A 24336-nucleotide genomic window follows, 5' to 3' on the forward strand; every position below is an offset into this window, starting at 1 on the left:
CGCACCCAAAGCGCCCGGATTTCCCGATTTGGCGGGATTTCCGAGTCGCTGGGCGCCTGCCAATGCCCCGAAATGCCTCGCACAGGCGTCCGGACGCTAAAAAACCACGATTCAGGGGCCGATCCCCCGTGTTTTCAGTGGTTTTGCTTTGACAGGTCCTGAATCGTCCGCCTTAAATGCGCGCCGGCATTTGCCGGAGACTGATTCCAACCACATGATAAGGGGGTTCCCAGGGCATGAACAAGCAAGAGCTCATCGGCGCAGTCGCCGACGCATCGGGCCTGAGCAAGGGCGACGCCAGCAAGGCCGTTGAGGGCGTTTTCGACGCGATTTCCGGTGCGCTGAAGAAGGGCGACGAAGTGCGCCTGGTCGGCTTCGGCACCTTCTCGGTTTCCAAGCGTAAAGCCTCGCAGGGCCGCAATCCGCGCACCGGCGAGCCGATGGCCATCAAGGCGTCCAGCCAGCCGAAGTTCAAGGCGGGCAAGGGCCTGAAGGACGCCGTCAACTGATCCTGTCGCCAGTGGCGCGATTCTGATCGTTTCAGGGTCAAGCGTTTTGGAGCGATTTGTAGTTCGATGGACTCATCGAGCGACTCGAAAATCGCGATAAAACAGGAATCTGGAGCATGTGATCCGCTTTCGGCCGATCACGATATGCTCTAGGACGGCGGCCCTGGATCGATATAGCCGCCCCAAGGGTGCGAAGCTGTGCTGCACCGGGGGCGGAAGCAGCATTGCTTTCGCCGGGCGGCCCGGGCTCGCGCCACTCGCTTCACCCCGACCGGCATTGGCCGGGAAATCGCCTCGGCGCTTTGCGTCAGGCGCAGGCGGCGCTCCGGCGTCGCCTTTTTTATTGCGATTTTTTGGCTGGCATGTTGCGTGTCCAATCGCGCGCCGCTATGGACCCGCCTCCGGCCGCTTTCCGGCGGACCGGCCCAAGCGTGGGCGCGTAGCTCAGTGGTAGAGCACACCCTTCACACGGGTGGGGTCGTAGGTTCAATCCCTACCGCGCCCACCACGCTTGAAACCCTCCTGACAATCCCGGTCCCCTGCGCTGGAGCGATGGTCAATAGACGCGGCAGATGCGGTTTGCGCCCATGGATGCCGCAGCGCAGTTTTCCCGATACTGGCTCTGGTTGAGCGCGCGCGCGTTCTCGAACGCCTTTTCCCAGCTCGAGACGAAGCCTGATCCCGAGGATGCCGGGGCGGTGGAGCGGTTGCAGACGATCGACTGGCGCTGCCAGCAGATCTGCCGCTTGATGTCCGGATCGAGCCGGAGGCCGAGCGCTTCATATTGCCCTTCCAATTGAGCCGCCATCACGTCGCGCTGCAGGTCCATCAATCGCCAGCCCTGGACCTTGCCGGCCTTTGCCTCCTGCATGCGCACCTTGATCGCCGCGATCCTTGCCTGGCTCGCCGCCTTCGCCTCGGCTTCGGCTTCCAGCTGGCGCTGTATCTCGCGCTGCTTGTTGGCGCGATCCTCCGCCATCACCTGCGCGACGAACGCTTTCAGTTCCGCTTCCCGTGCGGCGGTCGCTGCTTCCGGTGTCGGGAAGATCTTGCGCACGAACGGATCCATCCATCCGGCGGCGGTGCGCACCATCGCCAACCGATCGGTCAGATAGAGATCGAGATAGGCTTCGCCCGTCGGTTCGGCACCCAGAACCGGCTTGCCCGAATGATGCTGATGATAGCGCATGCCATTCGGCGTGCGGCGGACGATCCACATATAGGATCCGCCCTGGACCATGCCGACGATGCCGGGCGGCAGCGCCTGAGGCGTGCCGTCGCTGGCGAGCGGCGTGAGCAGGATGCTGCTCCTGCCCGTGCGAGCGCCCGGGCCCTTGATTTCAGCGGGTAGCGGACCGCTCTCGATGAAATATCCGTATCCATAGCCCGTATCCGAGCGGAGCTTGTACGCGGTGAAGGGATCCTCGCCGCGCACGTCGAGCTTTCGATCCCCGATACCGATCAGATTATAGGGCAAGGTGCGCGGCATGCTGGAGAAGATGAACGGATTGACATTCTCCACGCGCAGGCCGGTATCCCCGCCGCTCGCTTCCAGGATCGCCACCTTATGCGGCGCCTGCCATGTGGCGGGCTCGACGCCGAGCAGATAGGGCGGTCCGTCCGCGTCGCCGGCATTGGTCGGCCAGATGCTCCGCCACGGCGTCGCGCGGATTTCCCCGCTTTTGAGGTCGATCAGAAAGGCGCGCTGAGAGAGCAGCGTATTCTTTGGGTCGGTGGGCATTTCTCCCACAACGAGATTGCGCGAGACGGCGTAGACGCGATCGAAACGGGCGGCGGCGATCTCGCGCCCGTTCATATCGGCGACCCCCACTTTGGGCAGTTCCTTCTTCTTCTGCGCGGGGATGACGATCGCACGGGCCAACGGCGCGCCTTTCTCGTCCATCAGGATCGTGTCGCCATGATATTGCGTGCGCCCGCCCGGCTTGCCTGGGCAGGAACTCGCTTCCCGGCCAAAGGGGTCGAAACAGCGCTGCGCCAGGGCGGACTCGCCGGGCAGGAAAATCAGGGCCGTGAGCAGGGGAAGCGGGAAACGCCACATCATGGAACATCCTTGCCGGCGCGACCCGGAGCGGGCTTAGGATGGTTCGTCGCACGATGGAATATCGAAGGGCGTGAAAATCTCGACGCGGGCTTCATGCCGGCAATATGTGCTTGGGAAGCGTGGTTTCGATCACCTCGCCATTCCTTCGCGTCACGTGGAAGGCGTTGCTCTTGTCATCGAGCGCGACGACCTGCTTGACCGTGCCGTTCTCGAAATAGATGCCGGCGCGGTCGTCGCAGGCATAGCCCGGCTTGAATTCGCCGCTCTTGATCTTCGCATGATACAGCGGCCTGCGGCCCGCCTCCGCATCGTAATGCGGGCAATGGCTGCCGGCGATGAAACCCAGCCCCTCAACCGTGGAGAGGTCGCCGGGGCGTGAGTCCGTCGTGCCCTGTTCGAACCAGCAGAGCGATCCCGCGCTGCCGCCGCCCAGCACCACGCCATTCTCCCAGGCCGTCCTCAGCGCCTTGTCGATGCCTTGCGCTTTCCAGACGGCGATCATGTTCAGCGTATTGCCGCCGCCGACCAGAATGGCGTCCATGCCGGCAAAGACTTGCTCGAACGCCTCCTTCTGGTTGTGCGAGGAGATGAAGGCGCGCTGCACGAAGGGCCTGATCGGCAATTTCGTGCAGATCTCGAACCACCGCACGATATTGCCCGGCGCATCGCCAGACGCCGTCGGCAGGAAGCATATCCTGGGATCCTGCTTGCCCGTGAGCGACGCCGCATAGCGGACGAAGCCGGCATTGAAGTCTCCACCATAGATGAAGAGCTTCCGAACGGCGGCCTCGGCGCGGGCAGGGGATGGCCGCCACATCGGCAGGCCGGCAAATGACAGCGCCGCACCGGCGCGCAGGATATCCCGGCGGTTCATGATGGTCCTCCCCCTCAGGCACACCCAAGGCAACAAAGTCGCACCGGTTTGTCAAACCACCGGTGGGGATCTCCAGCTCCGCGAAAATCCGGCCGAGGACGACCAGTGCCCATGGTTCGCGGATTTATCCTGAAGGATTGGTGAAGCGGGGCTGCCCGAGCCCGGCGGCTGGTCACAAATCAGTCATATGACAGTCTTCGAACCGTCTCATAACTCGCACAAGCGCGTCACCAACCATCTCTAGGGCCGCAGCCGAGGGCGAAGGGGGCTGCGAGTCGGCCAAGCATATCGCCTCTCCACAAGCTCAAACCCCGGACCAGCCGGGAGCGGAGATATCATGGCCACGATCAAACGGATTAGCTCTATTCTTCTTGCCGGCTGCGCGTTTTCGACGCTGGCGGCGTGCGGCGCGGACGACGTCGCCTCGCCCGGCGATGGCGTGATCATCGTGCCGACCCCGACCCCGACTCCCACGCCGACCCCCACGCCCACGCCGACTCCCACCGGCGGTGCCTATACCGGCGCGACGCCGGCAGGGATGATCGATCGCGGCGTCGTCGCCAACAAGCGCGTCTTCGAACTGCCGACGCGTTTCACGGCCGACACCACCATCCAGAATCTCCCCGGTGCGGTCTATTCGATCTCCGGCCCGGTCAATGTCGGCACCGATGTCGGCGGCAATGGCAGCGCCGCCGGCGGCCAGCCGGTGACGCTCACCGTCCAGCCCGGCACCATCTTCATGGCCTCGTCGGGTAACGACTATCTCGTCGTCAACCGTGGTTCGCGCATCAACGCCGTCGGCACCGCGGCCCAGCCGATCATCTTCACCGCCCGTGCGAATATCGAGGGCACGACCACCGACAGCAGCCAGGGTCTGTGGGGCGGCATCATCCTGCTCGGTCGCGCCCCGATCAGCGATTGCAACACGCAGGTTGCCGGTGGTTCGGAAAATTGCCAGCAGGTGATCGAGGGAACGACGAGCTCGCTTTACGGCGGCGCCACGGCGGCCGACAACAGCGGTACGCTCAAATATGTGCAGATCCGCTATTCCGGGTTCGCGATCGCGCCGGGTAACGAGCTTCAGGGCCTGACCCTGGGCGGCGTCGGCAGCAACACCACGCTCGACTATATCCAGGTCCATAACAGCTCGGACGACGGCATCGAGATCTTCGGCGGCCGTCCCAACCTGAAGCATCTGGTGATCACGGGCGCCGACGATGACGGTCTCGACACCGATCTCGGCTATCAGGGCTTCATCCAGTACGTCATCGCCGTCCAGCGTGACTCCAGCAACGGCGACTCGATGATCGAGGCGGATTCGAACAACAACGAAGACGCGCTGCCCCGCCAGAAGACGATGGTCTCCAACGCCACCTTCGTTCAGCGTTCGACGGTTCAGGGCGGCAACACCATCCTGATCCGCGGCGGCGCCGACTATCGTCTGGTCAACAGCGTCGTCGTCGGCACGCAGAACTGCGTCGATATCGACCAGACCGGCACCACGACGATGCGTCCCGCCGATGCGGGTCTGCAGGATGACGGTCCGCCGGTCTTCCGTTCGGTGTTCATGTCGTGCCCGACTCCGTTCCGCAACGAGGCGGATGTTTCGTCGGACGCGATCGCGGCGCTGTTCTCGGGCAACAACAATGTTCCCAACGGAACGTCGACGCTCGCCAACGTCTTCATCAATGGTGCCAACGAGACTGCGGTGACGCCGTTCGACGCGAAGACGCTGAACGCCTTCTTCGACACCACCGCCTATATCGGCGCCGTCCGGAATTCGTCGGACACCTGGTATGCCGGTTGGACCTGCAATGCGAGCTATGTGAACTTCGGTGCCACCAGCTCGAACTGCACGGCGCTTCCCACCACCTGATCGCCCGAAAATGCGAGGGGGCGGACGGCAAAAAAAGCCGTCCGCCCCTGCGTTCCGCTGACAGACCAGGGGGAATATCGAGATGAAGAAGCCCATTGCCTTCGGGAGCCTGCTCCTGCTTTCCACGGCGCTGATCGCGCCCGCCGCCGTCGCGCAGACGGCAGATGCAACCCAGAGCGCCCCCCCGGCCGCCGCGACGGCGGACGCGCCGCAAGAGGAGCAAGTCGACATCTCGGCGCCCGGCGCGAGCAGCGACGAGGAAATCGTCGTCACCGGTCGCTATATCCCCGAGCCCGTTCGCGCGACGCCAGCAGTGGTGTCCGTCCTGTCGTCCGCGGACATCGCGCGCACCGGTGAAGGCGATATCGCCGGTGCCCTGCAGCGCGTCACCGGCCTCAGTGTCGTCGGCAACGGCTTCGTCTTCGTCCGCGGCCTTGGCGATCGCTACTCGCTGGCGCTGCTCAACGGATCGCCGCTGCCCAGCCCCGAACCGCTGCGCCGCGTCGTCCCGCTCGACATCTTCCCGACCAGTGTGATCGCGAGTTCGCTTGTCCAGAAGAGCTATTCGGCCAATTATCCGGGCGAATTCGGCGGTGGCGTGATCAACCTGACCACCAAGGCCGTCCCGAACGAACCCTTTCTGAGCATCGGCATTTCCGGGAGCGGCGACACCGAGACCACGGGCAAGCTCGGCTATACCTATTATGGGAGCGCCCTCGACGTCACCGGATTCGACAACGGCGCGCGTGACTTTCCGGCGGCGCTCGCCAGCGTGATGAAAGCGGGCACGTTCAACGGCACCACGAGCGCGCAGCGTCGCGATTTCGCGGCCAGCCTGACCAATGCGCCCACCACGCTGCTCCAGCGCAATGGCGATATTCCGATGAACTTCTCGGCGGACATCAACGGCGGCGCGTCGTTCGATCTGCCCGATGGTCGTATCGGCTTCATCGCGGCGCTCGGCTACAAGAACGACTGGCGCACGCGCGATACGTTGCAGCAGATCTCGACCGATCCGGAACTTGCCGGCATTCCGCAGCAGAATTTCCGCACCGTGATCACCGATAATCGCATCGTCGTGAACGGAATGCTGGGCATCGGTGCGGAGTTCGGCGATCACAAGGTGCGCTGGACCAACCTGTATATCCGCGACACGCTGAAGCAGGGGCGGCTGTCGGCCGGCTACAACCGCAACGTCGCCGACCAGGAACCCAATCTGCCGCCGTCGTTGCTGGAACAGAACACCTATTGGTTCGAACGCCAGTTGATCGACACCCAGTTCGTCGGCGAATTCAAGTTCAACGATCTCAGCGTCGACGTGCGCGGCACCTATGCGAATTCGCAGCGCGAGTCGCCCTATGAGCGTTCGATCGGCTATTCCTACCTTGGCGACGGCAACCCCGACACCAAGAGCACGAGCGACGTTGACGACTATATCAACAACCTCACTTCGGGCGGCCAGTATGCGACGGTCGGCTTCAGCGATCTGAGCGAGGACGTCTATGCCGGCGGAATCGATCTGGGTTACAAGCTGCCCGGATCGATGCCGATCACGCTGTCGGCGGGCTATAACTACAACAAGACCGAACGGAGCGCCTCGCGTTATCTGTTCCAGTATTTCCGTCCGGATGGCGCGCTGCCGTTGGGCGTGGCGCAGGAACGGCCGGATTATCTGCTCTCCGACTATAATATCTACACCTACAACATCCAGCTTCGTGACATTTCGGGTGCGGAGGGCGCGGCGGCCTATGATGCCGATCTGCGCGTTCACGCCGGATATGGCCAGGTGGAGGTGCAGCCCGTCGACGGTGTCCGCGCCACGCTCGGCGTCCGCTACGAAGACGCCGTCCAGACGGTTCGGCCGGTGGGCAATCTGGCGGCAACGTCGCTGTCGAACAGCTATTGGCTTCCCGCCGCCACGGTGACGTGGAACTTCGCGGAAGACATGCAGCTTCGTCTGCACGCCTCCAAGACGCTCGCCCGCCCGCAGTTCCGCGAACTGGCGCCGCAAATCTACCAGGATTTCGAGTCCGATCGCGAATTCACCGGCAATCCGTTCCTGCGCGACAGCAAGCTGTTCAACGCCGAAGCGCGCTACGAATATTATTTCGGGCGCGGCGAACGGCTGACGGTTGCGGGCTTCTATAAGAAGATCGACAATCCGATCGAGGCGGCAGCGTTCTTTGCGGGCGGTGGCCAGCTTCGCACCGGCTTTGCCAACGCACCCCAAGCTCAGCTCTACGGCGCCGAGATCGAGGTGCAGAAGCATGTCCCGCTCGAAGGCCTGGGGGGTGATTTCTTCTCCACCCGCCGGCTCGTCCTGATCGGCAACTACACCTACACCCAGTCGAAACTGAAGGTGGACGACTCGATGGTGATCGGTCCCGATCTTCAGCCGGTGGCGGCGAATCTGCTGTTCCAGGACGGTGCGCAACTCACCGGTCAGTCGGACCATCTCGCCAATATCCAGATCGGCATCGAGGATACGGACAAGATCTCTCAGGCGACGCTGCTTCTGACCTATGCAAGCAAGCGGGTCACCAATCGCGGTCCGATCCAGGGCCTGTCGCGTCAGCCCGATATCATCGAGAAGCCCGGCTTCCGCATCGATTTCGTGGCGCGTGAAGAGGTGACTTTCCTGGGTGCGAACATGGAACTGAAGCTGGAAGCACGGAACCTGACCGCGCAGAAATATCAGGAATTCCAGCAGTTCGGCGCGAACCGGGTCGACATCAACACCTATAATGTCGGTCGCAGCTTCTCGCTGGGCGTGCAGCTGAAATTCTGATCGAACGGGATGTGAACGCAGGCGGCGCGAGAGCAATCTCGCGCCGTTCTCGGTTCAGACGGGCCATGGCCTTTCCCTGAACCATTTGGTCACGACATATTTGGTGCCGGCGCGCACCTTCATGCCGTGGTGCAGCGTGGCGGGATTGGGGGTGCCGTCCGCGCGCTGGTTGTTCCAGCACAGCAGCTTTCCGGTTTCCGGCTGAACCAGTTTCCCGACGGTCAGGAACCGCGTGGCGCCGCCGGCTTCGGGTTCGTTGAGGTAGAGCATCGCCGTCCAGGTCCGTTGGCCGGATATGGCGCAATGTTCGTCGAAGTCGGTCCCCTTGGGCTCGAAATAGTCGGTATGTTGCTTGAATTCCTGGCCAACCGCATAGCGCTGGCCCTGGAGCGGTTCGCCGAAGCGGGGATCGATGCCGAGAAAGGCGGCGATCCGTTCCTCCAGCGCGGCGACGACCGGATCGGCGCGGTCGAGATCGCAGGTCTCGCTGGTCCGATAAAGCGGGTCGCCGTTCGAATCGGCGATGGTGGAAGGGCGGCGGCGCGCATCGATACGGTCGATGATCGCGGCGCATTCGCCGGGGTCGGAGAAACCCTTGCGGATGAACAGGCTGAGCTTGGGGCTGGGAACGCGCTGAACGCGCGGCTGGCCGATCAGATGATGGCCCGCATCCGGCCCGGTTCCATTGCTGATGATCGCGGTCATCGCACGGTTAAGCCGATGCGATGCGGCAATATCAAGCCGGAAATCGGGCGGTTGCCCGTTGAAATAATAGCGTCATATTACCGTCATCGACCGGCAACACTATCGCTCTAGCGGAGCGTGTCGCCGCGGGGGAAACCACATGCGTCTAAGTCTTGATGGCAAAGCCCGGCGCTGGTTGCGAAGCCTGCCGCGCGTCAATGTCTACAGCGTGGCCGAGGTCGCGCTGCTGTTGCTGCTCGCCGTCCAGTGCGCGCGGCTGGTCTGGACCGTGGTGACCCCCGTCGGGCCGCTGGGCGACTGGCGGCTTGCCGATCGCACCGCAGGCGCCGTCGCCAATCGCACCGAGCTGTTTCGTGGATTCGATCCCTTTTTCCGGCTCGCCGGGGGCGGTGAAGGGGCCGCCGTCGTCACCTCGTTGCAGCTCAAATTGTTCGGCACGCGGATCGACGAGGTCAATGGCCGTGGTTCGGCGATCATCGCGGGGCCCGATGGAATCCAGAACAGCATCGCCGTCGGTGACGAGATCATGCCGGGCGTGATCCTGAAAGGCGTCGCGTTCGACAGCGTGACCATCGATCGCGGCGGCACGATCGAGCAGCTCTTCATCGATCAGTCGGTGCCCGCGCCCGAAGCCGCGACGGTCGCGCCGGCACTGTCGCTCGACGGTGGCCAGCCGGCCGCCGCGCCGCCGCCGGGCGGGCGCACCATTTCCGCCGCGCAGCTTCGCGGCGGCATCGGTTTCGTGCCGCGCACCGATGGCGGTCTCGTCACGGGCCTGATCCTGCGCCCCAATGGCGACGGTGCGGCATTTCGCGGCGTCGGCTTTGCCGAGGGCGACATATTGGTGGCGGTCAATGGCCAGCAGATCACATCGGCGTCCGATGCCGAGCGGATGATCGCTCAGGCCACGCCCGGCGCCAATGTCACCGCCAGCGTCGAACGCGGCGCGAACGTCATTCCCATCGTCCTTTCGATTGCGAGATAATGCGTAAAGTATTGACCGGCGCCGCAACGGCCATCGCGCTTCTCCTGTGCCAGCCCCTGGCCGCGCAGCAGACAACATTGAACGTGCGCGACGCCGATGTCCGCGCCTTTATCCAGGACGCCGCCCGCGTCACCGGTCGAACCTTCATCGTCGACCAGCGCGTGCAGGGGAAGGTTTCGGTCGTGACCGACCGGCCGCTCTCCAAATCCGAATATTTCGAGGTTTTCCTGGCGACGATGCGCGCCAACGGGCTCGTCGCGATCCCGACGGGCGGTGGTGCGTTCCGCATCCAGCCCGCCGACACCGCCGCCGCCCAGCCCGGGCGCGTCGGCACGCGCGGCAGCCAGCAGAATGCCTTTGTCACCGAAGTCTTCCGTCTGCGCTCGATCGATGCCACCTCGGCCGTCGAGACGCTGCGCCCGCTGGTCAGCAAGGAAGGCTCGGTCACCGCCAATCGTGCCGGCAATTCGGTGGTGGTTGCGGATTATGCCGACAATGTCCGCCGTATCCGCCAACTCGTCCAGCAGATCGACCGCGACAGCGCATCGACGACGCTGATCGCGCTCAAGAACGCCGGCGCGCGCGAGATCGCGACGTCGCTCCAGCAACTCGTCGGCAATGGCGCGGCAGGGGCCGACGGCGCGGCGCGGGGGCCGTCCGCCACGATCGTCGCGATCGACAGCTCCAATTCGGTGGTGCTGCGCGGCGATCCTTCGACCGTCTCGCGCCTCGCCGAAGTCGCGCGCGATCTCGATAAGCGTGCCGAGAGCGGCACCGAGATCCGCGTCTTCTGGCTCGAATATGCCGATGCCGGCCAGCTTCTGCCGGTGCTCCAGCAACTGACCGGCAATCCCGCGAGCCAGGCGACAAGCTCGGTGGGGAGCGATGCGAGCGCCGCCAAGAGCGCTTCGGGCGCCACGGCGGCGCCCGCCCAGACCGCCGCCGCCATTTCCTCCGTGCCGGCCGGGCAGGGCATTCAGGGGCGCGCCCAGGCGATCGTCACCCGCTTCGAAGGCGCCAACGCCATCGTCATCGCGGCGCCGGCCGACGTGCAGCGTCAGCTCGGCGAGGTCGTTCGCCAGCTCGACACCCGGCGTGAGCAGGTGCTGGTCGAGGCGATCATCGTCGAGATTTCGGACAATGCCGCGCGCAACTTGGGCGTGCAGTTCCTGTTCGGCGGCAAGCCGGGCAGCGGCGTCCCCTATGGCGTCACCAACTATTCGAACGCGACGCCCAATATCGCGACCATTGCAGGGGCGATCGCGGCGCGCGAGCTCGACCGCACGACCACCGTCATCAATGGCACCACGGTCACCACCAGCAGCGGCTCGGCGATCAGCGATCAGCTCCAGGCGGCGGCGGCGCAGCAATTGCTCGCGGCCAAGGGCGGTATCGCCGGTATCGCCTTCGATATCGGCAAGGACGCGATCTTCGGTGCGATCATCAACGCGGTGAAATCGGACTCCAAGTCCAACCTGCTTTCCGCGCCCTCGCTGATGACGCTCGACAATCAGGAAGCCAAGTTCCTCGCCGGTCAGGAAATCCCGGTCACCACGGGAGAGGCGTTGTCGGGCAATTTCGACAATGCCTTCCGGACCGTGCAGCGCCAGAATGTCGGTATCCAGCTTGAAGTTAAGCCGCAGATCGGCGCGGGGGGATCGGTGAAGCTGTTCCTGCGCCAGGAAGTTTCGTCGATCGCGGGCCCTGTTTCCAGCGACTCGTCGGACCTGATCCTCAACAAGCGCGAGATCACCACCACCGTCGTCGTCGATGACGGCCAGATCGTCGCGCTGGGTAGCCTGCTCGACGACAATGAGCGGCGGACGATCGAGAAGATCCCCTTCCTGGGCGATCTGCCCGCGATCGGCGCGCTGTTCCGCTCCAAGGCGCGGTCGCGCGCCAAGACCAATCTCGCGGTCTTCATCCGCCCGACGATCATCAAGGGGCGCGACGACGCGCGGAGCATCGCGGAACGGCGCTACGGCTATCTGCGCGATCAGCAATTGCTCGACCGGCCCGATCGTGAACCGACGCTCGACGAACTGGTGCGCGACTATATGGGCGCCCAGCCGCCGATCCCGGTGCCGCAGACCGCTGCCGATCAGGTGGTCGCGCCGCCGCCCGCCGCGCCGGCCGTGGAGCCGAGGCCATGAAGATAGCGCGGGGCGAAGCGCCCGAGGAAGCGCTGCTGGCGTCGGCTGACGAGGCGGATGCCGTGCCGGTGCTCGTCGTCAACATTCCCTATGGCTTCGCGCGCAAGTTCGGCGTGGTGCTGCTCGGCAAGGATGACGGGCGTTTCGCGGTGGCGCTGCGTGACGGCAGCGATCCGCGCGCGCTGCTCGAAATCCGTCGCTGGCTCGGCCAGCCGCTGGCCGTCGAGACCGCCGATGCCGATGCGTTCGACCGGCTTTTATCCGAACGCTACGCGATGGATGGCCAGGCGGCGGCGATGGCGGCGGGGTCGCTCGGGCTTGGCGACGAACTCGATATGCTGGCGACCGACCTGCCGACCGCCGACGATTTGCTCGACAGTGCCGACGATGCGCCCGCGATCCGGCTGATCAACGGCATCATCGCCGAAGCGGCGCGCCAGGGCGTGTCCGATATCCATATCGAACCCTATGAAACCGGCCTGGTCGTGCGGATGCGTGTCGATGGCGTGCTGCGGGAGACGCTGCGGATGCCGGCGCATGTCGCGCCCGTGGTCGTCAGCCGCATCAAGGTGATGGCGCGTCTCGACATCGCCGAACGCCGCCTGCCGCAGGATGGCCGGATCGGCCTGACGCTCGGCGGCAAGCTGCTCGACGTTCGTGTTTCCACGCTGCCCAGCCGGGCGGGCGAACGCGTCGTGCTGCGTATCCTCGACAAGGAGAATGCCGGCATCACGCTCGACGTGTTGGGCATGACCGCCGACACCAACGCGCTGCTGCGCGAAGCCTTGTCGGAGCCGAACGGCATCATTCTCGTCACCGGGCCGACCGGATCGGGCAAGACCACCACGCTCTATGCCGGGCTGCGCCTTCTCAACGACGGGACGCGCAACATCCTGACCGTCGAGGATCCGGTCGAATACGCGATGGACGGTGTCGGCCAGACGCAGGTCAACGCCAAGGTCGGCCTGACCTTCGCCGCCGGGCTGCGCGCGATCCTGCGCCAGGATCCCGATGTGGTGATGGTCGGCGAAATCCGTGACCGCGAGACTGCCGAGATTGCGGTGCAGGCTTCGCTCACCGGCCATCTCGTGCTCTCGACTGTCCATACCAACGATGCCGTCGGCGCGATCACCCGGATGCGCGACATGCGGATCGAGCCGTTCCTGCTCGCTTCCACGCTGCGCGCGGTGGTCGCGCAACGGCTCGTGCGCCGGCTCTGTCCGTCATGCCGCCGTCCGGTCCAGGCGTCGGGTTCGGTCAGTTCGTTGCTCGGCTTCGATCCCGGCACCGTCATCTACGAGCCGGTCGGGTGCGAGGATTGCAACGGCACCGGCTTCAAGGGGCGGATCGGCGTGTTCGAGGCGATCCGCATCGACGATACCATCCGCCGACTGATCAACGATGGCGGAGACGAGGCGATCATCGCGCGCCACGCCTTCCTCAACGCGCCCAATCTGGGGTCGGCGGCGCGCAAGCTGGTGCGGGAAGGGCTGACCACGCCCGAGGAGGCGGTGCGCATCTCGCGGCGTGAGGCGTCCGATGCGTGACGGCCGTCATGCCTGACTATGATTATCTCGCGCTCGATACGGCGGGCCGCGAACAGCGCGGCAGCATCGCGGCGCCGAGCATCGACGATGCGCGCGCGCGGCTCGATCGCAAGCGCCTCTATGTCGTCCGGATCGAGCCGGGCAGCGGCGCCGCCCCCCGGCCGCCCTTGCTTTCGAAATCGATCTTCGCGCGCCGCAGGCTCGGCCCCAAGCAGTTGACGTTGTTCACGCGGCAGCTCGCGACGCTCGTCCAAGTCACGCCGCTGGAGGAATCGCTCCGCACCATCTCGCGCCAGGGCGAGGAAGCGCATGTTCGCTCCATCATCGAGGCTGTTCATGCAGGGGTGGTCGAGGGGCGGCGCCTGTCCGAGGCGATGGGGCGTCAGCCCAGGAGTTTCCCGCCGCTTTATCGCGCGATGGTTTCGGCGGGTGAAAGTTCGGGCACCTTGCCCGTGATCCTCGAACGGCTGGCCGATCTTCAGGAACGGCAGGCGCAAGTGCGCAGCAAGGTGATGAGCGCGCTCGCCTATCCGGTCGTGCTCGCGCTTGTCGCGATCGGCGTGGTCGTCGCGCTGATGATGTTCGTCGTGCCGAAGGTGGTGGAGCAGTTCGATACGGTCGGTCAGCAATTGCCCCTGCTGACGCGGATGGTGATCGGCCTTTCCGAATTCCTGGTTGGCTGGTGGTGGGCGCTGCTGGCGGCCGCTGCGATCATCGGCGTGGTCGGCTGGCGCGCGCTCAGGGATCCGGGGCTGCGGCTGCGTTTCGATCGCGCATTGCTGCGTATTCCACTGATCGGCCGCTTGATCCGGGACCTTCACGCCGCGCGCATGGCGCGGACGCTGGCGACGATGGTGTCGAGCCGGCTGCCCCTGCTCGAAGGGCTCACCCTGACTGCGCAGACCGTCCATAATCGCGCGCTGCGGCATGCCTCGGAAGAGATCGTCGAGGCGATCCGTGGCGGTGGCAGCCTGTCCGCCGCGCTCAAGCGCGCGAATGTGTTTCCGCCGCTCCTGGTCTATCTCACCGCCAGCGGCGAGACGGCCGGTCGGCTCGATCTGACGCTGGAACGTGCCGCCGACTATCTCGAGCGAGAATTTGACGGCTTCACCGCCGCCGCGCTGTCGCTGCTCGAACCCGCGATCATCGTCGTGATGGGCGGTATCGTCGCGCTCATCATCCTGTCCATCCTGCTTCCCATCCTCCAGCTCCAGTCGCTGGCGGGCATCTGAGGTAATGTTGTCATGACGCGTTCCACTCCACCGTGTCATTCCCGCGAAAGCGGGAATCCAGAGGATCTTTCCGCTCCCACCCTTGTCGACGAGCACCGTATGGATCCCCGCTTTCGCGGGGATGACATCGGGGAGGGAGGGAGTGACGAACGCGGCTTCACGCTTGTGGAGCTGATGGTCGTCATCGTCATCATCGGCCTGCTCAGCACCATCGTGCTGATCAACGTGATGCCGAGCCAGGACAAGGCGATGAGCAAGAAGGCGGAGGCCGATGTGCTGACGCTGGAACAGGCGATCGAGCAATATCGGCTGGACAATCTCACCTATCCCGCGGCGTCGGACGGGTTGCGCGCGCTGATCCAGGCGCCACCGTCACTGACCCGGCCCGAACGGTACCGGCGCGGCGGCTATATCAAGCGTCTGCCCGAGGATCCCTGGGGCCGGCCCTATCTCTATGCCGTTCCCGGCCGCAACGGCAGCTTCGACGTCTATTCGCTGGGCGCCGACGGCCAGGAAGGCGGCGAGGGTGAAAATGCCGATATCGGCAACTGGCGCTGAGGCGGAACAAGGCTTCGGGTCTGTTTGGCGTTCCGCCGAACACGGCTTCACGCTTGTTGAACTGATGATCGTGATCGCGATTATCGGCGCGATGTCGGCTATCGTCATGTTGACGCTTCCCGATCCTCGTGGCCGGCTGGTCGACGCCGCCGAAACCTTCGCCGCGCGCGTCCGCATCGCGCGCGATGGCGCGGTGGTCGATGGTCGCGAGACCAGCCTGACCATGGATCCGCTCGGCTATGGTTTCGAACAGCGCAGCCGGGGCGCCTGGCGTCCGGTGCCGCTGCGTGAACTGCGTCGCGCCGAATGGGGGCAGGGGATCGGCGTTGCGATCGGCCGCGATGCGCGCAAGACCGTGAGTTTCGACAGCACCGGCCTGCCCAGCGAGGCGGTGACGGTGACGTTGCGTCGCGAGGGCGAACAGGTGGCGGTCGCGATTGGACAGGATGGGACGATCAATGTCGCGCCCTGAAACCATCCGCCAGCGTTCCGCCAAACACGGCTTCACATCCATTTGGCCTTCCGCCGAAAACGGCTTCAGTCTTTGCAGACGTTCCGCCGAACACGGCTTCACTCCAGCTTGGCGTTCCGCCGAAAACGGCTTCACGCTGATCGAAATGCTCGTCGCGCTGGCGGTGTTCAGCCTGGCCGCGCTCGCCCTGCTGCGGTTGGAGGGGGCGACCCTGTCGAGCACGCATGAACTCGATCGCCGGACGATGGCGCAGATCGTCGCGCGCAATCTCGCGGCCGAGGTCCTGACCGATCCCGTGGCGCCCACGCTGGGGGAAACGAAGGGTGAGGAGGTCAATGGCGGCAGCACCTGGCACTGGACGCGCGCGGCGCGCCGTATCGGCGACGGCGTCGCGATCCGCATCGACATCGCGGTCGCTGACGAGGCTGGGCAGGCGATGGCGGACCTGACCTTGGTCAGGAGGGCGCAGTGATGCGTGCGCCTCACCATTCCGCCGAAAACGGTTTCAGCTCTTGCGGGCGTTCCGCCGAAAACGGCTTCACGCCCCTTCGGCGTTCCGCCGAAAACGGCTTCACGCTTGTCGAACTGATGGTGTCGTTGCTCATCTTCGGCATTCTGGCGGCAGGCGGGGTGATGCTGCTGAGCTTCAGCGTCGGCGCCCAGGCTTCGGCCAAGACCCGGCTCGACGATATCGCGACGATCCGCCGGCTGGGATCGGCGCTGACCGGCGATCTGGCGCAGGCGGTGCCGCGCACGACGCGCTCGCTGTCAGGTGATCGGACGCCGGCCTTTCGCGGCACATCCGGCGCGGGAGTGGAGCCGCTGATGGCGTTCGTGCGCGCGGGCTGGAGCAATGGCGCCGGGGCGTCGCGCCCGTCGCTTCAGAAGGTGGAATATCGATTGGACGGCGATCGACTCGAAAGAGTCGCATACCCCATGTTAGACGGCGGAGAGGCGCAGGCGGGGGCTGTGGTGCTTGAAGGGGTTCGCTCGATACGCATGCGCTACCGCAAGGATGGCGAATGGCTGGACGTCTGGGCCGAATCCCAGCCCGAACTGTTGCCGAGCGCGGTGGAGATGGTGATCGATCGCGGCGATGGTGCCCCGATCCGTCAGGTGTTCGTCGCCGGATCGGGCTATCGCCAATGAAACGCGGCGTCATCAAGAAGGGAGAGCGCGGCGCGGCGCTGCTCAGCGTGCTGCTGCTCGTCGCGGTGATGGCGGTGCTGTCGGTTTCCGCGCTCGAACGGCTCAAGCTCTCGACGCATCTCGCCGCCAATGCGGCGGCGATCGATCAGGCGCGCGCCTTCGGCCAGGCGGCGGAAACCTTGGCGTTGATGCGGATCGACGATCTCGTCGCGCGCGATCCGGCCAAGACCACGCTGGCGGGCGGCTGGAACGGCCGCAGCTTCAACCTGCCGATCCCCGGCGGTATCGCCACCGCGCGGGTGCGCGACGGTGGCAATTGCTTCAATCTCAACAGCGTCGGCATCGGCCAGATCCCGACCAAGCTGCAGCCCAATCCCACCGGCATCGCGCAATTCGTCGCGCTGATGGAAGCGATCGGCATCGAGACCAAGGTCGCCCGCCGTGTCGCCGCCGCGTTGGCCGATTGGGTCGATGCCGATGACATGCAGGCGCCCGAAGGCGCGGAGGACGATTATTATCGCTCGCTGGCTGTGCCGTATCTCGCCGCCAATGCCCGCATCACCGACGTCAGCGAACTGCGCGCGGTCGCGGGCGTCACCCCTGAACTTTACGCGCGCCTGCGCCCCTGGATCTGTGCCTTGCCCAGCAATTCGCTTTCGCCGATCAACGTCAACACGCTGCTTCCCGATCAGGCGCCGCTCTTCGCCATGTTGATGCCCGGCCGTCTCGACGTGCCGCGCGCACGGCAGATGCTCGCGCAGCGGCCGCCGGGCGGCTATGCCAGCACCGTGGAATTCTGGCGCCTTCCCGCGCTCGAGGCGCTCAATCCCGGTCAGGAAGTGATCGGACAGACCAAGCTGCGCACCGAATGGTTCGCGCTCGACATCATGGTCGAGCTGGGTGGCGCCGAACTGGAGGAAACCGCCCTGATCGATTCGACCCGCGAGCCGGCCCGGCTGGTTTCCCGCCAATGGGGCGATCCGACATGAGTGCGCTGCGGCTGTTGTTTCTGTCCGCCGATCCCATGGCGCCTGTCGCATGGCGGCTTCTTGAGGATGGCCGCGAAAGCGCGGCCGGTGACGATCTGGTCGCGTGCCCGCCCTATGCGGGGGAGGTGCGCGTCGTCGCCATCGCCCCGGCGGCCGCCACCATGGTCAATTGGGCGGAATTGCCGGCGCTTGCTCCGGCTCAGGCCCGCGCGGCGGCACGCTTGCTCGCCGCCGAAAACAGCGTCGTGCCGCTGGATACGCTGCATGTCGCGGTGGGTGAACCCGATGATCTCGGCGATCGCGCGCTCGTCACCGTCGATCGGGCGTTGCTGACGAGCTGGATCGCGCAATTGCAGGCGTTGGGGCACGATCCCGATGCGATCCTGCCCGCCGCGCTGCTGCTGCCGCGTCCGGACGAAGGCTATGTGCGTGGCACGGTCGCCGGGCAGGCGCTTGTTCGTGGCCGCGGCAGCGGCTTTCTCGACGAACCGGGGCTTTCGGGCCTGATCCTCGCTGATGCCCCCGTCGTCACGCTCGCCCCGGATGAAGCGGAGGCCGCACTCCTGGCGGGGGTCGAGCGCGCTGAAGTGGACCTGCGTGCCGGCGGCTTCGCCAGGCGCAAGCCCTGGCAGCTCGACTGGGGATTGATCCGGCGGCTGGCGTGGCTGGGCGCCGGGATATTGATCGCGACGCTGCTCATCCACATGGTGCTGATCCTCAAATATTCGACCGCGGCCGACGCGATCGAGTTGCGCACGCGCGCGGTGGCGCAGAGCGCGCTGCCCGGCGGCAGCGGCGACGCCAATGCGCTGTTCGCGCTCGACGAACGGCTGGCGGCGGCGCGCGGCGGCGGGGCCGGATTTTCCACGACCGCGGCTTCGATCTACGCCGCGGTGCGGGCCGTGCCCAATATCGAGCTGACCGCGTTCGACTTCGCGGTCGATGGTTCGTTGCGGATCACCATCGCGGCTGCGACGGTCGAGGATATCACGGCGTTCCAGCGCCAGCTCGAGCGCTACGGCTTCGATGGAACGGCGACGCAACCGCGCGTCGAGGCGGGGCGGCAGATGGTTGAAATGACGGTGAGGCTGCCATGAGTGAACGGTTCCGGACTTGGTGGCGCGATCGCTCGCAACGCGAGCAGCGACTGCTGTTGGTGATGATCGCGCTGATGGCGGTGGTGATCGCCTGGTTCTTCGTGCGCATGATGGACGATGCGCTGTCGGATGCGCGCGAACGCCATAGCCGCGCCGTCGTCGAACAGGCGGAGGTGAAGGGCAAGGTCGCTGCGCTGAAGGCGTTGGAGCGGGGTGCGGGACGCCGGCTGGAAGCCCCTGTCGACGTGGTCGTCGGCCAATCGGCGAACGAGGTCGGCTTCGTGCTGTCGCGCACCGAGCCGCAGGGGCGGGACCGCGTCGTGATCGCGATCGCTTCCGCGCGGCCCCAGGCCTTTTTCGGCTGGCTCAATGATCTGGAGGCGCGAGGCGTCTTTCCCGAGCGGCTGACCGCGCGCGCCAATAGCGATCAGACATTGTCGATCGAGGCGACGATGCGGGGACGGGGGCTGTGATGCGTATTCGTCTGCCGCTTGGGCGCAGTCTGTTCTTCCTTTGCGCTTTCCTCCTCGCGCTGGTCGCGCTGACTCCGTTGCGGCTGGCGCTCGGCTGGCTCGCGCTCGACCAGAAGGGATTCTCGGCACGCAAGGCCGAAGGCAGCATCTGGCTGGGCGGCCTGACCGAGAGCCGGATCGGTGATGCGCCGCTGGGCGATCTCACGGCGCGATTGTCCCCGATCCAGCTTCTCGTCGGCCGCGCGCGTATCGATATCGCCAATCGCGAGGATGGCCGCGGCCGAATCGCGGGGGGGCTCGGCGTGACGCGCAACAGTTTCGGTGTCGACGATCTGACGGCCGCGATTCCCGTCGCCTCCGTTTTCGCGCCGCTGCCGATCGACACGCTCGACCTGTCCGATGTCAGTGTCCGATTCGAGGATGGCCAGTGCGCGCGGGCGGACGGGCAAGTGAAGGCGGCGCTTTCCGGCGACATCGCGGGAATCAGCCTGGCGCAGGGGCTGACGGGCAATGCCCGTTGCGAGGGCGGCGCGCTGTTGCTGCCGTTGCAGGGGCAATCCGGCATGGAACGGCTGGCGCTGAAACTGTTCGAGGATGGCCGCTACGAACTCGATCTGTCGATCCGCCCGGCCGATCCGGCGATCGGCCAGCGCCTGGCCGCTTCGGGCTTTCGCCAGACGGCACAGGGCTATGCCTTCCAGCTTCAGGGGCGCTTCTGAAATTTGACGCCTGCGGGCATGGTTCGGTGCCGAGAGGTGCTTGACCGCCCCCCCGCGTCGGCGTAAGTGCGCGCCCGGCCTTCGGGCCAGTGGCGATCGTAGCTCAGTTGGTTAGAGCACTGGTTTGTGGTACCAGGGGTCGGGGGTTCAAGTCCCCTCGGTCGCCCCATTTTATTCCGGACAGCGTTGATCGCATATCGCGCTGATCCTCAATTTTTTCCGATCCCATCTTTCCCGGGAACGCCGATGCGATGTCGTATCGGCCGCCTGATTTCGGCCCCTGGCGATAGCCGGCCGGAGGTGGAGCTCGGGGGAAAAGCCCTGCACTTGATGGAGCGGGGTGGTCCCGGTAGAGCGATGCGTCTCTCACCCAAGGTCAAGCCGCTTTCCAATGCATGGTTTCGCCAATCCGGCGCGGTTTCTCAGGATCGCCAGACCGCTGACGCCCTGGCTGGCGTGGGGCGGGGTGCTGCTGATCGCGATCGGCATGGTGGCGGGCCTGTTCTTCACGCCGCCCGATTATCTTCAGGGAGAGACCGTTCGCATCCTCTACATCCATGTGCCCGCCGCCTGGCTGGGTATGGGGGGATGGACCGGGATCGCCATCGCCGGTCTCGCCCAGCTCGTCTGGCGCCACCCGCTTGCCGGCATCGCGGCGCGCGCGATCGCGGCGCCGGGCGCGCTGTTCACCGCGCTCTGCCTCGCCACGGGATCGATCTGGGGCCGCCCCGCCTGGGGAACGTGGTGGGAATGGGACGGGCGGATGACCTCGATGCTGGTCCTGCTGTTCCTCTATTTCGGTTATATCGCGCTCGCCAGTGCCGATGACGAGCGTGGTGGCGTCAGCCGCGTGACCGCGATCTTCGGGCTGGTCGGGGCGATCAATATCCCGATCATCAACCGATCGGTGGTGTGGTGGAACACGCTGCATCAAAAGGCGAGCATCACCATGTCAGGCTCCAGCATCGATGGATCCCTGCTCTGGCCGCTCGGTTTCACCACGCTCGGTTTTTCCTTGCTGTTCGGCGCGATCGTGCTGATGCGCATGCGGGCGAGCCTGGCGCAGATCCGGGTCGAGGCGCGTTTGAGAAGGATGGCGGGCGAATGAATCACTGGGCCTATGTCGTGGCCGCCTATGGGCTCACCATCGTCACGACGACGGCGGTGGCGCTGTGGGCCTTCGCATCGATGCGCCGCGCCGAGCGTACGGCCGATGCGCTGAGGCGCGACGCATGAAGGCGAAACATCAACGCCTGACGCTCGCGCTGGTGGCGCTGGCGGCGCTCATCGGCGCCACCTTGCTTGCCATGTCCGCGCTCAAGGATCAGGCGGCCTATTTCTATTCGCCGGGCGACGCGAAAAAGGCGAATGTCGCACCGGGGCAGGCGATCCGGCTGGGCGGCATGGTCGAAAAGGGATCGATCGCGCGCGATCCCGATGGCGTTACAATCCGCTTCGCGCTGACCGACGGCCGGGCGAGCGTGCCCGTCCGCTTCAAGGGCATCGTGCCCGATCTGTTCAAGGAGGATTCGGGCGCCGTCGCCGAAGGGCGTTTCGACGCGTCCGGCACCTTCGTCGCCGACAATATCCTCGCCAAGCATGACGAGCGATACATGCCGCCGCAGATCGCGGGGGACATGCACAAGACGGGCAGGGTCGAATGATCGCCGAAGCAGGTCTCGCCGCGCTCTGGCTCGCCTTCGCGCTGGCCGCGCTCCAGTTCGTGCTCGTCCTGCTCGGCATGACGGGCAATCGCGGCGAACTGCTCGGCGCCGTCCGCCCGGTGGCGGTGGTGCAGGGCCTTTTCGTCTGCGCCGCGTTCGCGCTGCTGATCTGGCTGTTCCTGCGCTCCGACATGTCGGTGAAGCTGGTTGCGATGAACAGCCATTCGGCCAAGCCCTTCATCTACAAGTTCGCGGGCGCATGGGGCAATCACGAGGGCTCGATGCTGCTCTGGGTGGCGGTGCTCGCGCTGGCGGGGGCGGGCGTGGCGCTGTTCGAACGCCGGCTGGAGCGGCCGACACTGATGGCCACCCTGGGCGCGCAGGCGTTCATCGCCCTGGGTTTCTACGCTTTCCTGCTGTTCGCCTCCAACCCCTTCGCACGGCTCAGCCCGGCGGCGGCGGAAGGGCAGGGGCTCAATCCGCTGCTTCAGGATCCCGGCCTCGCCTTCCATCCACCGACGCTGTACTTCGGCTATGTCGGGCTTTCGATCGCCTTTTCCTTCGCGGTCGGCGCGCTCATCACCCGCGACGTCGGTCCGGCCTTCGCCCGCGCGATGCGCCCCTGGGTGCTGATCGCCTGGGTCTTCCTCACCATCGGCATCACTGCCGGCAGCTATTGGGCCTATTACGAACTCGGCTGGGGCGGCTGGTGGTTCTGGGACCCCGTCGAGAACGCCTCGCTGATGCCGTGGCTCGCGGCCACCGCATTGCTCCATTCGGTGACGGTGCTCGCCACGCGCGACGGGCTGCGCGCCTGGACGGTGATGCTGGCGGTCGTCGCCTTCTCGATGTCGATGGTCGGTACCTTCCTGGTGCGATCGGGCGTCTTGACTTCGGTCCACGCTTTCGCGGTCGATCCGACGCGCGGCAGTTTCATCCTCGCGCTGCTCGCCATCTATATCGGCGGGGCGATGGCGCTTTATGGGCTGCGCGTCGGCACGGTGAAGGAAGGATCGCAATTCGATCCGGTCAGCCGCGAAGGCGCGCTGGTCGCCAACAATCTGCTGTTGTCGGTCATTCTTTGCCTGGTCTTCCTCGGCACGCTTTATCCTCTCATCACCGAGGCTTTGGGCTTCAAGGTTTCCGTTGGGCCACCCTATTTCAATCTCGTCACAGGGCCGATCGCGCTGATCCTGGTCGCGATCATGGGGGCGGGGCCTCTGCTCAAATGGCGCCGGGACGAATTGAAGCCGCTGGTCAACCGGCTCGCCTTGCCCGTCCTGATCTCGGCGATCGCGCTGTTCGCGCTCGTGGCGTTCGCGCCGCGCGCGCATATCCTGCCGCTGCTTGGCCTGGTCGTGGCCGCCGGCGTTGCCGCCGCGAGCGTGGCGCCGCTCTGGAAGCGCAATCTGCGTCGTACGCCCGGCTTCGTCTGGGGCATGGTGATCGCGCATCTCGGTATCGCCGTCTCGATGGTCGGCATGGCGGCCGAAAGCAGCTTTACCAAGGAAACGCTCGTCGCCGCGCGGCTGGGCGAGAGCGAGACCGTTGGCCCCTTCACCGTGCGCTTCGACAAGATCGAGCCGATCGCGGGGCCGAATTGGACCGCGCTGGAAGCGACGCTCACCGTCGTGCGCGGCGACGGCAAGCCCTTCGTGCTCAAGCCGCAGGCGCGGATGTTCTCGTCGCCGCCGACAGAAACCAACGAGGCCGCGATCGCGACGCGGATCGATGGGCAGCTTTATACGGTGCTGGGCAAGGAGGATGAGCAGGGCCGCTGGCAGCTTCGCCTGTGGTGGAAGCCATGGGTGACGCTGATCTGGCTGGGCGGCGGCATGATCGCGCTCGGCGGCCTGCTGTCGCTTGTCGGCCGTGTCCGGCGCGAACGGCGCGCCCATGATCGAAAGGCCTATGCGTGATGAAGAAGGGGTGGCTCCTGTGGTTGCCGCTGGCGGTGTTCGGACTGTTCTTCGGGATCGTCGCCTATGGCCTGATCAATCCGGCGGAACGGACGATCGACTCGAAGCTGATCGGCAAGCCGCTTCCGCAGTTCGCGCTTCCCGCCGCCGCCCCCGGCATCGCCGGCCTCAGCCAGGCAGATCTCGCCGAAGGCGGCGAACCGCGCCTGCTCAATATCTTTGCAAGCTGGTGCCTGCCGTGCATCGCCGAAGCGCCGGTGCTCGAAGGACTGGCCGGGCAGGGCGTGCAGATCGATGCGATCGCGATCCGTGACAAACCGGAGGATGTGGCCGCCTTTCTGAAGCGTCACGGCAATCCGTATAAAAGGATCGGGTCGGACGTCGACAGCCGCGTCCAGCTGGCGCTGGGTTCGTCGGGCGTGCCCGAAACCTTCGTGATCGATGGCAAGGGCATCATCCGCTATCAGCATATCGGCGATATTCGCCCCGAGCATGTGCCCGTCATCCTCGATCAGTTGCGGAAGGCGCGGTGAAGCGCGCCCTGGCCTTGTTGCTGATCCTGGCG

The 24336-nt window shown here is 65.5% G+C and carries 23 protein-coding genes, 2 tRNA genes and 1 pseudogene; 23 read left to right on the top strand and 3 right to left on the bottom strand.

Annotation, left to right across the window (positions count from 1 at the left end; all coding sequences use genetic code 11):
* The first annotated feature begins 236 nt into the window (after positions 1–236).
* Positions 237–509: an HU family DNA-binding protein gene (locus K7G82_RS11955; RefSeq protein WP_222990048.1), complete on the top strand. Its 273-nt coding sequence runs from the start codon at positions 237–239 to the stop codon at positions 507–509.
* Between the two features lie 433 nt (positions 510–942).
* Positions 943–1017 (top strand) — tRNA-Val (locus K7G82_RS11960).
* A gap of 48 nt (positions 1018–1065) precedes the next feature.
* Here the strand turns inward: K7G82_RS11960 and K7G82_RS11965 are convergent.
* Positions 1066–2571 (bottom strand): hypothetical protein, encoded by a 1506-nt coding sequence (locus K7G82_RS11965; protein WP_222990049.1) that lies wholly within the window; start codon positions 2569–2571, stop codon positions 1066–1068.
* Positions 2572–2662: 91 nt separating this feature from the next.
* Entirely contained in the window at positions 2663–3445 is a 783-nt protein-coding gene (locus K7G82_RS11970; RefSeq protein WP_222990050.1) for a Type 1 glutamine amidotransferase-like domain-containing protein, read from the bottom strand.
* A gap of 337 nt (positions 3446–3782) precedes the next feature.
* Between K7G82_RS11970 and K7G82_RS11975 the strand changes: the two genes are divergently transcribed.
* The gene (locus K7G82_RS11975) at positions 3783–5321 is read left to right on the top strand and encodes a hypothetical protein (protein ID WP_222990051.1); all 1539 of its coding nucleotides are present in this window, start codon (positions 3783–3785) and stop codon (positions 5319–5321) included.
* 82 nt (positions 5322–5403) lie between these two features.
* On the top strand, positions 5404–8109 hold the full coding sequence (locus K7G82_RS11980; RefSeq protein ID WP_222990052.1) for a TonB-dependent receptor domain-containing protein: 2706 nt from the start codon (positions 5404–5406) through the stop codon (positions 8107–8109).
* 54 nt (positions 8110–8163) lie between these two features.
* Here K7G82_RS11980 and K7G82_RS11985 read toward each other — a convergent pair whose 3' ends face one another.
* A complete protein-coding gene (locus K7G82_RS11985; RefSeq protein ID WP_222990053.1) occupies positions 8164–8814 on the bottom strand; it encodes a prolyl hydroxylase family protein in 651 nt (216 codons plus the stop codon).
* 139 nt (positions 8815–8953) lie between these two features.
* On the opposite strand from K7G82_RS11985, the gene K7G82_RS11990 reads away from it, so the two are divergent.
* The 19 genes and pseudogenes from K7G82_RS11990 (at position 8954) to K7G82_RS12070 (ending at position 24304) form a co-directional block, all read left to right on the top strand.
* Positions 8954–9799, top strand: coding sequence for a type II secretion system protein N (locus K7G82_RS11990; RefSeq protein ID WP_222990054.1), 846 nt, complete (start codon positions 8954–8956; stop codon positions 9797–9799).
* Positions 9799–11952: a type II secretion system secretin GspD gene (gene gspD / locus K7G82_RS11995; protein WP_222990055.1), complete on the top strand. Its 2154-nt coding sequence runs from the start codon at positions 9799–9801 to the stop codon at positions 11950–11952. Before K7G82_RS11990 ends, gspD begins: the two co-directional genes overlap by 1 nt.
* Positions 11949–13499 (top strand): type II secretion system ATPase GspE, encoded by a 1551-nt coding sequence (gene gspE / locus K7G82_RS12000; protein WP_222990056.1) that lies wholly within the window; start codon positions 11949–11951, stop codon positions 13497–13499. Before gspD ends, gspE begins: the two co-directional genes overlap by 4 nt.
* A gap of 8 nt (positions 13500–13507) precedes the next feature.
* Positions 13508–14731 (top strand): type II secretion system inner membrane protein GspF, encoded by a 1224-nt coding sequence (gene gspF / locus K7G82_RS12005; RefSeq protein WP_222990280.1) that lies wholly within the window; start codon positions 13508–13510, stop codon positions 14729–14731.
* A gap of 99 nt (positions 14732–14830) precedes the next feature.
* Positions 14831–15289, top strand: coding sequence for a type II secretion system major pseudopilin GspG (gspG, locus tag K7G82_RS12010; RefSeq protein ID WP_222990057.1), 459 nt, complete (start codon positions 14831–14833; stop codon positions 15287–15289).
* Positions 15264–15392: pseudogene (locus tag K7G82_RS30300) on the top strand (prepilin-type N-terminal cleavage/methylation domain-containing protein); the annotation flags it as partial. The gene gspG and the pseudogene K7G82_RS30300, both read left to right, overlap by 26 nt.
* A gap of 3 nt (positions 15393–15395) precedes the next feature.
* Entirely contained in the window at positions 15396–15761 is a 366-nt protein-coding gene (locus K7G82_RS12015; RefSeq protein WP_425517266.1) for a GspH/FimT family protein, read from the top strand.
* Positions 15762–15906: 145 nt separating this feature from the next.
* On the top strand, positions 15907–16233 hold the full coding sequence (gene gspI / locus K7G82_RS12020; RefSeq protein ID WP_246623423.1) for a type II secretion system minor pseudopilin GspI: 327 nt from the start codon (positions 15907–15909) through the stop codon (positions 16231–16233).
* The gene (gspJ, locus tag K7G82_RS12025) at positions 16233–16910 is read left to right on the top strand and encodes a type II secretion system minor pseudopilin GspJ (RefSeq protein ID WP_222990060.1); all 678 of its coding nucleotides are present in this window, start codon (positions 16233–16235) and stop codon (positions 16908–16910) included. The genes gspI and gspJ overlap by 1 nt, the downstream gene beginning before the upstream one ends.
* Positions 16907–17899, top strand: coding sequence for a type II secretion system minor pseudopilin GspK (gene gspK, locus K7G82_RS12030; protein ID WP_222990061.1), 993 nt, complete (start codon positions 16907–16909; stop codon positions 17897–17899). The genes gspJ and gspK overlap by 4 nt, the downstream gene beginning before the upstream one ends.
* Positions 17896–18996 carry a type II secretion system protein GspL gene (gspL, locus tag K7G82_RS12035; RefSeq protein WP_222990062.1) on the top strand — a complete coding sequence of 367 codons (1101 nt, stop codon included), beginning with the start codon at positions 17896–17898 and terminating at the stop codon, positions 18994–18996. The genes gspK and gspL overlap by 4 nt, the downstream gene beginning before the upstream one ends.
* On the top strand, positions 18993–19469 hold the full coding sequence (gene gspM, locus K7G82_RS12040) for a type II secretion system protein GspM (RefSeq protein ID WP_222990063.1): 477 nt from the start codon (positions 18993–18995) through the stop codon (positions 19467–19469). The genes gspL and gspM overlap by 4 nt, the downstream gene beginning before the upstream one ends.
* Positions 19469–20188: a type II secretion system protein N gene (locus K7G82_RS12045; RefSeq protein WP_222990064.1), complete on the top strand. Its 720-nt coding sequence runs from the start codon at positions 19469–19471 to the stop codon at positions 20186–20188. Before gspM ends, K7G82_RS12045 begins: the two co-directional genes overlap by 1 nt.
* A 92-nt stretch (positions 20189–20280) precedes the next feature.
* Positions 20281–20357 (top strand) — tRNA-His (locus K7G82_RS12050).
* 222 nt (positions 20358–20579) lie between these two features.
* Complete coding sequence (gene ccmC, locus K7G82_RS12055) at positions 20580–21296, top strand: heme ABC transporter permease CcmC (protein WP_222990065.1); 717 nt, start codon at positions 20580–20582, stop codon at positions 21294–21296.
* Positions 21293–21424 (top strand): hypothetical protein, encoded by a 132-nt coding sequence (locus K7G82_RS30030; protein WP_281422984.1) that lies wholly within the window; start codon positions 21293–21295, stop codon positions 21422–21424. Before ccmC ends, K7G82_RS30030 begins: the two co-directional genes overlap by 4 nt.
* Positions 21421–21852, top strand: coding sequence for a cytochrome c maturation protein CcmE (ccmE, locus tag K7G82_RS12060; protein WP_222990066.1), 432 nt, complete (start codon positions 21421–21423; stop codon positions 21850–21852). Before K7G82_RS30030 ends, ccmE begins: the two co-directional genes overlap by 4 nt.
* Positions 21849–23771 (top strand): heme lyase CcmF/NrfE family subunit, encoded by a 1923-nt coding sequence (locus tag K7G82_RS12065; RefSeq protein ID WP_222990067.1) that lies wholly within the window; start codon positions 21849–21851, stop codon positions 23769–23771. The genes ccmE and K7G82_RS12065 overlap by 4 nt, the downstream gene beginning before the upstream one ends.
* Positions 23771–24304, top strand: a complete 534-nt coding sequence (locus K7G82_RS12070; protein ID WP_222990068.1) for a DsbE family thiol:disulfide interchange protein — start codon at positions 23771–23773, stop codon at positions 24302–24304. The genes K7G82_RS12065 and K7G82_RS12070 overlap by 1 nt, the downstream gene beginning before the upstream one ends.
* Positions 24305–24336: the final 32 nt, after the last annotated feature.

This window comes from Sphingomonas colocasiae (assembly GCF_019880585.1).
Lineage (GTDB): Bacteria > Pseudomonadota > Alphaproteobacteria > Sphingomonadales > Sphingomonadaceae > Sphingobium_A > Sphingobium_A colocasiae.